The organism is Luteibacter sp. P4_E6 (genome assembly GCF_056401535.1).
Genome location: NZ_JBFUJE010000158.1, coordinates 1 through 8,253, shown reverse-complemented (window position 1 = coordinate 8,253; position 8,253 = coordinate 1). Strand labels below are relative to the sequence as shown.

7 protein-coding genes and 1 riboswitch are annotated in these 8,253 nt (G+C 66.1%); of the genes, 2 read left to right on the top strand and 5 right to left on the bottom strand.

What is annotated here, in order from left to right; all coding sequences use genetic code 11:
• The 5 genes from AC1DT2_RS11425 to ahcY all read right to left on the bottom strand — a co-directional run.
• Nucleotides 1–807, bottom strand: an 807-nt coding sequence (locus AC1DT2_RS11425; protein WP_477296290.1) for a DUF2846 domain-containing protein, incomplete at its 3' end; no start/stop codon positions are given.
• 87 nt (nucleotides 808–894) lie between these two features.
• Nucleotides 895–1,809: a branched-chain amino acid transaminase gene (locus AC1DT2_RS11420; protein WP_477296292.1), complete on the bottom strand. Its 915-nt coding sequence runs from the start codon at nucleotides 1,807–1,809 to the stop codon at nucleotides 895–897.
• Between the two features lie 84 nt (nucleotides 1,810–1,893).
• A complete protein-coding gene (locus AC1DT2_RS11415; RefSeq protein ID WP_477296289.1) occupies nucleotides 1,894–2,400 on the bottom strand; it encodes a DUF4124 domain-containing protein in 507 nt (168 codons plus the stop codon).
• Nucleotides 2,401–2,473: 73 nt separating this feature from the next.
• Nucleotides 2,474–3,304, bottom strand: coding sequence for a methylenetetrahydrofolate reductase [NAD(P)H] (metF, locus tag AC1DT2_RS11410; RefSeq protein WP_477296288.1), 831 nt, complete (start codon nucleotides 3,302–3,304; stop codon nucleotides 2,474–2,476).
• A 245-nt stretch (nucleotides 3,305–3,549) separates the two neighbouring features.
• A complete protein-coding gene (gene ahcY / locus AC1DT2_RS11405) occupies nucleotides 3,550–4,980 on the bottom strand; it encodes an adenosylhomocysteinase (protein WP_213949718.1) in 1,431 nt (476 codons plus the stop codon).
• Between the two features lie 18 nt (nucleotides 4,981–4,998).
• A riboswitch (S-adenosyl-L-homocysteine riboswitch) is annotated at nucleotides 4,999–5,079 on the bottom strand.
• Between the two features lie 94 nt (nucleotides 5,080–5,173).
• On the opposite strand from ahcY, the gene ppc reads away from it, so the two are divergent.
• Together ppc and AC1DT2_RS11395 are read left to right on the top strand one after the other, a co-directional pair.
• A complete protein-coding gene (ppc, locus tag AC1DT2_RS11400) occupies nucleotides 5,174–7,879 on the top strand; it encodes a phosphoenolpyruvate carboxylase (RefSeq protein WP_477296291.1) in 2,706 nt (901 codons plus the stop codon).
• A gap of 173 nt (nucleotides 7,880–8,052) precedes the next feature.
• The coding region (locus AC1DT2_RS11395; protein WP_477296287.1) for a hypothetical protein at nucleotides 8,053–8,253 on the top strand (201 nt) is incomplete at its 3' end.

Here is an 8,253-nt window from a genome sequence, read left to right as displayed (position 1 = left end):
GTTCGCCCCATTGCAGACGATCTCCAGCGCACTTCCACCGGCCGGGCACGTGCTGTACAGGCGTGCGTTATCACCATCGACGCTACGGACGCGAATCATGCGGTCGCATTGATGGATGGCGGCGAGGTTCTGTGCGGCGTTGAACATCGGCACGGTCACGCGCGGATCGAGGGAGGCTGGACCTCCTTCTGCCTGGACCGTCCCGACGGCGGGCGCGGTCGCGTCAGCGGTCTGCGCACTGATGGAAGCGGGTGCTGCTTCGGCCGGAGCCGATGCCGAGCCCGGAGTCGCTTCAACAGCGCGGGCGGAAGCGACGGGTGCGGCGACCTTCGGCGTGCTGTCGTCCGGCAAGCGGAACGCCGGTGCGTCGGTGCGTAGTAGAGCGCACTCGCGAACGCCGTCCTGCCCCTTGTCGGTGTCGACCTGGTGCAGCATGCTATTCGCGGACCACATGCCCATCTTCACTTCCTGCCAAACGTAATACGTCTTGCCAGCCTGTGTATCCAGCGAGAGCGACGAGATCTTTTCGCCCCTGGAGGTGATGGTATGCGGGCCAGGCGGCAGGGCGAGTTGCAGGAAGCTCTTCGGTCCGGTGTCGCCAACGGCGATACCGTCGACACTCACGTGCAGCTTGATGGCCGAGCCAAGGATCTCGTCGCGATAAATGTAGACGACGGCCTTGTCGGTGATCGGCGAGAACGTCTTTGCTTGTTCGCTGGCATCGCGGCCAGCCTTGTTGACACTGGCGCACCCACTGACCAGGCACGCAMTGACGATCGCCGCAACGGCGATATGACGGATCTTCATGTCTTCCCCCTGTTGATTAGCCAGTCCTGTTGGCTCATTCCCTGGCGGGGGCATYGTAGCGCGTCCGTGCGCTACGGAGGAGGGGGCTTAGAGTGCCTCGAGCCAGCCCCAGCGGTCGGCGGTCTTGCCGCTGAACAGGCCGAAGTAAAGCTCCTGCAGGCGGCGGGTGATCTGGCCGCCCTTGCCGTTTCCGATCTGTTTGCCGTCGACCGCGCGGATCGGGGTGACTTCCGCCGCCGTGCCGCACATCAGGATTTCATCGGCGAGATACAGGTACTCGCGCGGCAGGTCGCGCTCGACCACCTCGATGCCATCCTCGCGGGCGAGGGTCATCAACGTGTGGCGGGTAATACCGGTGAGGATCGACGCGCTCGCCGGCGGTGTATGCAGCACGCCGTCGAACACGAGGAACAGGTTCTCGCCGGCGCCTTCGCTGAGCAGGCCGGTGGAGGCCAGTGCGATGCCTTCGCCGAAGCCGAGACGACGCGCTTCACGCGCGATCAGCTGGCCCGAAAGGTAATTGCCGCCCGCCTTGGCGCCGGCCGGAATGGTGTTCGGCGCGAAGCGCTGCCAGCTGGACACGCAGGCATCAATGCCGTTCTCCAGCGCCTCGGGACCGAGGTAGGGGCCCATCGGCCAGGTAGCCACGGCGACGTCGGTGGGGCACTCGGCCGAGAGGCCGAAACCACCCAGGCCGCGGAAGGCGACGGGGCGCAGGTAAGCGGCCTTGAGGTCGTTTTTCTTGACCACGTCGCGGCACGCCGCGGCGAGCTCGTCGATCGAGTAGGGGATCTCGATGTCGTAGATCTTGGCCGACATGTACAGGCGCTTGAGGTGGTCGGTGAGGCGGAAGATGGCCGCGCCGTCCGGCGTCTCATAGCTGCGGATGCCCTCGAACACCGAGGATCCGTAGTGCAGCGCATGCGCCATGACGTGAACGGTGGCATCGCGCCAGGGCTTGATCTGCCCGTTCTGCCAGATCCAATCGGGGTAGTTCTGCATGGGTTCGCTCTCCAGGGGACCGCCCATGATAACGCGCGGCGCCAGCCAGGCCATGGCGCGACGCGTCAACGCGCGCCTCCGGGCTCAGGCCGGCGGTCGCAGCCAGAGGCAGCCGGAGTCTCGCACCACGCTGAAATGGGCGCGCCGGGTGGCGGCGTCGTTGCCGGGCCGTGAGGTCACGGCGTCGAGTCCCCCGGCTTCATTGCCCTCCACCGCCAACAGGGGCTGGTGGACCAGCGTCTCCATGTTTCGGATGTTCTCTACCGCGCCACCGCTTCCGTAACCGTTCCACAGAATCAGCCCGCCAATGCGGTTGGCATCGCGGTTGGCGAACGCCTGGGCGATGCCCTCGCGTAGCCCGGCCACGTCTTTCGCACACAGCAGGCCGGTGCTGGGTCCGGCAGGCGCGTCGGCGGCGCTGGAGCTGGCCGCCGGAACCGGCGGCGGCATGATGGATGTCGCGCCGATGCTCGTGCACTGCTGGTCGGAGAACACGGGGCGGCCGTCCGTGCCGACGCAACGGTGGATCGTCGTCTGCGCGGCGGCAGGCAGGGCGATCAGGAGCAACAGCAGGACGAGGACACGTTTCACGAGGGCGGCACGCGTGGCGGTGGTGCGCCATCATCCGCGTACACGCTTCAGCGGAGAGTGACGGCGCGCACGTTTAGCGAGCGGCGAGTCGCTCCAGCACGCCTAGGGTCGCCTTGGCCCGGTTGATCGTATAGAAGTGCAGGCCGGGCGCGCCGCCGTCGAGCAGGCGCTGGCAGAGCTCGGCCACCACGTCGGCACCGAGGTCGCGTACGGCGRCCGCGTCGTCGCCATGGGCCTGCATGCGCTTGACGATCCAGCGCGGAATTTCCGCGCCGCATTGCTCGGAGAAACGGCGCAGCTGGCTGAAGTTCGCGATCGGCATGATGCCCGGCACGATGGGCACGTTCACGCCCAGCTTCGTCACGTCGTCGACGAAGCGGAAATAGGCGTCGGCATTGAAGAAGTACTGGGTGATGGCACCGTCGGCACCCGCGTCGACCTTTGCCTTGAAGTGATGCAAGTCGTGGAGGGCGTTTTCGGCCTGGGGATGCGTTTCCGGGTAGGCGGCCACTTCGATGTGGAAGTGGTTGCCGCTGTGCTCGCGGATGAAGGTGACGAGCTCTGCCGCATAGCGGAAGTCACCGGGRGACGCCATGCCCGACGGCAGGTCGCCACGCAGCGCGACGATGCGGCGGCAATCGGTGGCTTTGTAGAGGTCGAGCAGGGCGGCGATCTCGGCCCGCGTACCGCCCATGCACGACAGATGCGGTGCCACCGACAGGCCATGCTCGACACGCAGGCGTTTCACTGTCTCGTCCGTATAGCTCAGGGTCGAGCCGCCGGCACCGAAGGTGACCGAGACGTAGTCGGGCGCATGCGGTTTGAGACGGGCGACGGCCGCGTCGAGCTGGGCGCGCTGCTCGTCGGTCTTGGGCGGGAAAAACTCGAAGCTGATGGCGGGCATGGGTGCGGTTCCCGGAACGATGGCCTGAGTATATATCTTTCCATCCAGATGGAAAGATGGCTATTCGATATCGGCTGGCCCCCGGCCGACTTGCGTGACCCCTGTAGGAGCCGATTCATCGGCGATCCCGCGGCAGCGGCCAGGTCGTCGCGAGTACCCATTCGCCGATGAATCGGCTCCTACGACAGCCCGGACAAAAAAAGGCGCCCCGAGGGGCGCCTTCGATATCGCAATGAAGCGATGGATCAGTAGCGGTAATGATCCGGCTTGTACGGGCCTTCCACCGGCACGCCGATGTAGTCGGCCTGGTCCTTGGTCAGCACGGTGAGCTTCACGCCGATCTGCGCCAGATGCAGGCGAGCGACTTCCTCGTCGAGCTTCTTCGGCAGGCGGTACACCGTCTTCTCGTAGGTGTCCTTGTTGGCCCACAGGTCCAACTGCGCGAGCGTCTGGTTGGAGAAGCTGTTCGACATGACGAAGCTCGGGTGGCCGTGGGCGCAACCGAGGTTCACCAGGCGGCCTTCGGCCAGCATGTAGATGGCGTTGCCCTTGGCGAACGTGTAGCGGTCGACCTGCGGCTTGATCGTCTCGCGGGTGACGTCCTTCGCGCCGTTGAGGCGGTCCATCTGGATTTCGTTATCGAAGTGGCCGATGTTGCAGACCAGGGCGTTGTTCTTCATCGCCGCCATGTGCTCGAGCGTGATGATGTCCTTGTTGCCCGTGGTGGTGACATAGATGTCGCCGAGGCCGAGGGTCTCTTCGATCGTGGTGACCTGGAAACCTTCCATCGCCGCCTGCAGGGCGTTGATCGGATCGATTTCGGTGACGATCACGCGGGCACCGAAGCCCTTGAGCGAATGCGCGCAACCCTTGCCCACGTCACCGTAACCGCAGACAACGGCCACCTTGCCGGCGACCATGAGGTCGGTCGCGCGCTTGATGCCGTCGGCCAGCGACTCACGGCAACCGTAGAGGTTGTCGAACTTGCTCTTGGTCACCGAGTCGTTGACGTTGATGGCCGGGACCAGCAGCTTGCCGGCTTCGGCGAGCTGGTACAGGCGATGCACGCCGGTGGTGGTCTCTTCCGAGACGCCGCGCCATTCGGCGGCGACCTTCTTGAACCAGCCCGGACGGGCGGCGGCGGTGCGCTTGACCAGGTCCTTGATGACCTGCTCTTCGTGGTTGCCGCTGGGCGTGTTGACCCAGTCGCTGCCGTCTTCGAGTTCGACACCCTTGTGGATGAAGAGCGTCGCGTCGCCGCCGTCGTCGACGATGAGCTGCGGGCCGAGTTCGCCCGGGTGGGTCAGCATGTCGAGCGTGCAGTCCCAGTACTCTTCCAGCGACTCGCCCTTCCAGGCGAACACCGGCAGTTCACCCTCGGCGAGCGCCGCGGCGACGTCGTCCTGGGTGGAGAAGATGTTGCAGGATGCCCAGCGCACCGAGGCGCCCAGCTCGCGCAGGGTTTCGGCGAGGACGGCGGTTTCCTTGGTCACATGCAGCGAGCCGGAGAGGCGCACGCCCTGAAGCGGCTTCTCCTTGGCGTAGCGCGCACGGATCTGCATCAGGCCCGGCATTTCTTCTTCGGCCATACGGATGCGACGGCGACCGAGGGCGGCCTGCGTGATATCGCGGACCTTGAAGTCCTGGAATGCGGTGTCTTTGGTAACGGCGTTCATGGGGCGTAGCTCCGATTGGTTACGGGGGCGCCGTTGTACAGGAGGCCGCGCCGAGCCTGGCCTATGGGGGATCCCATGGTCGCAGCGCCCCTCGGCGGGCAAAACGGTCTCCCATTGTATCGCGGAATCCGGATGCAGGGATGAACACACTTTTTTAGGTACTCTCGGGGTTCCGATGACTGCAGAGCGCCCGATGGAAGCCGCACGCGATCCCGAATTCCTGCCCCACGACGGCCCCCTACGCGAGGACGTGCGCCGCCTCGGTACCCTGGTTGGCCAGATGCTCGCCGAGCAGGGCGGCCAGGCCTTTTACGAGCGCGTGGAACATGTAAGGACGACGGCCATCCACCGCCGGCGCAGTGGCGCCGCCGTGGATGCCCTTGCCGAGCCGCTGACCGGCCTGGAGGCGGCCGACGCCGAATCGCTGGCCCGCGCCTTTGCCACCTACTTCCAGGCGGTGAACACGGCCGAGCGCGTTCATCGCATTCGCCGTCGTCGCGACTACCAACGGGAAGGCGGCGCGCCCCAGCCGGAGTCGCTGGCCGCCGTGCTGACCCGACTCAAGAAGGACGGGGTCAGTCGCGAGGAGCTCACCGCGCTGCTCGGCCGCCTGGATGTCGAGCCGGTCTTCACCGCRCATCCCACCGAGGCCGTCCGCCGCTCGCTGCTGGAAAAGGAGCAGGAGATCGTGCGCGCGCTGGTCGACGAGTTCGACCCGACGCGTACGCCGCAGGAGCTTCGCGACGACGACGCACGCATCCTGATGGCGCTGTCCGCCGGCTGGCAGACGGCGGAGGCCTCGCCGGTACGGCCGAGCGTGCAGGATGAGTTCGATCATGTGGGCTTCTATATCGCCCGACCGATCTACCGTGTGCTGCCGGCGCTTTACGAAGCGCTGGAGCAGGCCATCGCGGAGACCTACGGTGAAGGCGTGACCCTTCCGCGTCTGCTGCGTTTCGCCACCTGGGTCGGCGGTGACATGGACGGTAATSCGAACGTCAATGCCGAGACCATTGCGGCAACGCTCGGTGCGCAGCGTTCCCTGGTGCTGGAGCGTTACCTTGACGACGCCGGCGAACTGGGTCGGCTGCTCAGCCAGACCGACGACCGCGTGGCGCTCGACGACCAGCTCGTTCGCCGGCTGGAGCGCTACCACGACGAACTCCCCGCCGCCGCGGCGGCTATCCGTCCGCGTCATGCGGATATGCCGTACCGAAGCTTCCTGAAGTTCGTCGCCGCGCGGCTCGACGCGACGTTGCACGAAGAGGCCGCGGCGTACGCCTCGGCAGACCAGTTCATCGACGACATCGCGCTGATCCAGAAGAGCCTTGTCGCGCACGGCGGCAAGCATGCCGGTGCCTACGTTGTCGGGCGCCTGCTCTGGCGCGCGCGTACGTTTGGCTTCCACCTGGCTCGTCTGGACGTACGCCAGGATGCGCGTGTGCATGACGAAGCGCTGTCCGCACTGCTCGACGACGCGGAGTTCGCGAACCACGACACGCCCACCCGGGTAAAGATGCTGCGTCCCTACGCCGCCGGCGAGCGCAGTTTCGTCGCCGGCGATGGCAACGAGGCCGCGACGATGCTGCGCGATGTATTCGCCACCCTGGCGGATTCGCGCAAGCGTTACGGCCACGAGGCTACAGGCCTGTACATCATCAGCATGGCCGAAAGCGCGGCGGACGTGCTCGCCGTGCTGGCACTGGCGCGGCGCGGCGGCCTGGTCGAAGACGGACGCGTGCCGCTCGACGTCGCGCCCCTGTTCGAGACCATCGACGATCTCGCCGGCGGTGCGGAAACCCTGCAGGCCCTGCTCGACGACCCGGTCTATCGCGAGCACCTGAAGGCCCGAGGCGATCGCCAGTGGGTGATGCTCGGCTACTCGGACAGCGGTAAGGACGGGGGCACGCTGGCGTCGAAGTGGAGCCTGCAGCGCGCCCAGGTCGATCTGCTCGAGGTAGCGGAGAGGGCCGGCATCCGTGTGGCCTTCTTTCATGGTCGCGGCGGCTCGGCCAGCCGTGGCGGTTCACGCATCACGCCGGCCCTGATGGCCTCGCCGCGGGGTTCCGTCGGCGGCGTGCTGCGCGTCACCGAGCAGGGCGAGGTGATTCATCGCAAATACGGTATTCGCGCGCTGGCCGTGCGCAACCTCGAGCAGACGCTGGGCGCGGTGATGCGCGCCTCGCTGCGCCCGCGCGACGTGGAAGTACGCGAGCCGGGCTGGAAGGACACCATGGCGAAGCTCTCGGCGGAAAGCCGCAAGGCGTATCGCGCCTTCGTCGATACCGAAGGCTTCGTCGATTATTTCCGTGGCGCCACCCCCATCGACGTGATCGAGCGCATGACGCTCGGCTCGCGTCCCGCGCGCCGTCGCAGCATGAAGGGCGTCGAAGATCTGCGCGCCATTCCGTGGGTATTCTCCTGGACACAGTGCCGCGCCGTGCTCACCGGGTGGTACGGCCTGGGCAGTGCCCTGGATGTCGTGGCGAAGGAGTGCGGGGAAGAGCATCTCGTGAACATGGCACGCGAGTGGCCCTTCGTCTCGACCATGCTGGACGACGTGGAAATGGTGCTGGCCAAGGCAGACATCGACATTGCCGAAGCCTTCTCCCGACTTGCCGGCCCCCTGCACGAGCGCTTCTTTCCGATGATCCGCGCGGAGTTTGAAAGAACGGTGGCCTGGGTCCTCAAGCTCAAGGGTGCCGACGAATTGCTTGCAGGCGATCCGCGCCTGGCCACGTCGATCCGCCTGCGCAATCCCTACGTGGACCCCATGAGCCTTCTCCAGGTCGACCTGCTCAGGCGCTGGCGCGCCACGGGCGGCAAGGACGATGCCCTGCTCAATGCGCTGGTGGCCTGCGTCAATGGGGTGTCGCAGGGTCTGCAGAACACCGGCTGAGCGATTTGCCAGACAAGAACGATTTGCCAGACAAATCGGTGAGACGGCGGTTTTCGCCGTCTCACCAGCCCAGGAGAATGCGCCCCAAGGCCTAAAGTCCGCCGGAAGTCTGCCGACAACGCCGGTGTAAGGGTGTCCGCAAGGGATGCCCGATGACTTCGCAAAGGCTTCATATGAACAGGATCGGTAGTCGCGCCTTTGCGCGCAGCATGAGCGTGGGCGCCCGCCTGACGCTGCTCGTCGTCGGCATCGTGGCCCTGGGTGTCGCGGCACTCACGATCGTGGTGACCACCATGGTCTCGCGGGAGCTGGAGACGCGTGCACGTGACGACCTCGCGCGGGGCAACCGGGCCATCATCGCGACGGTAAACACC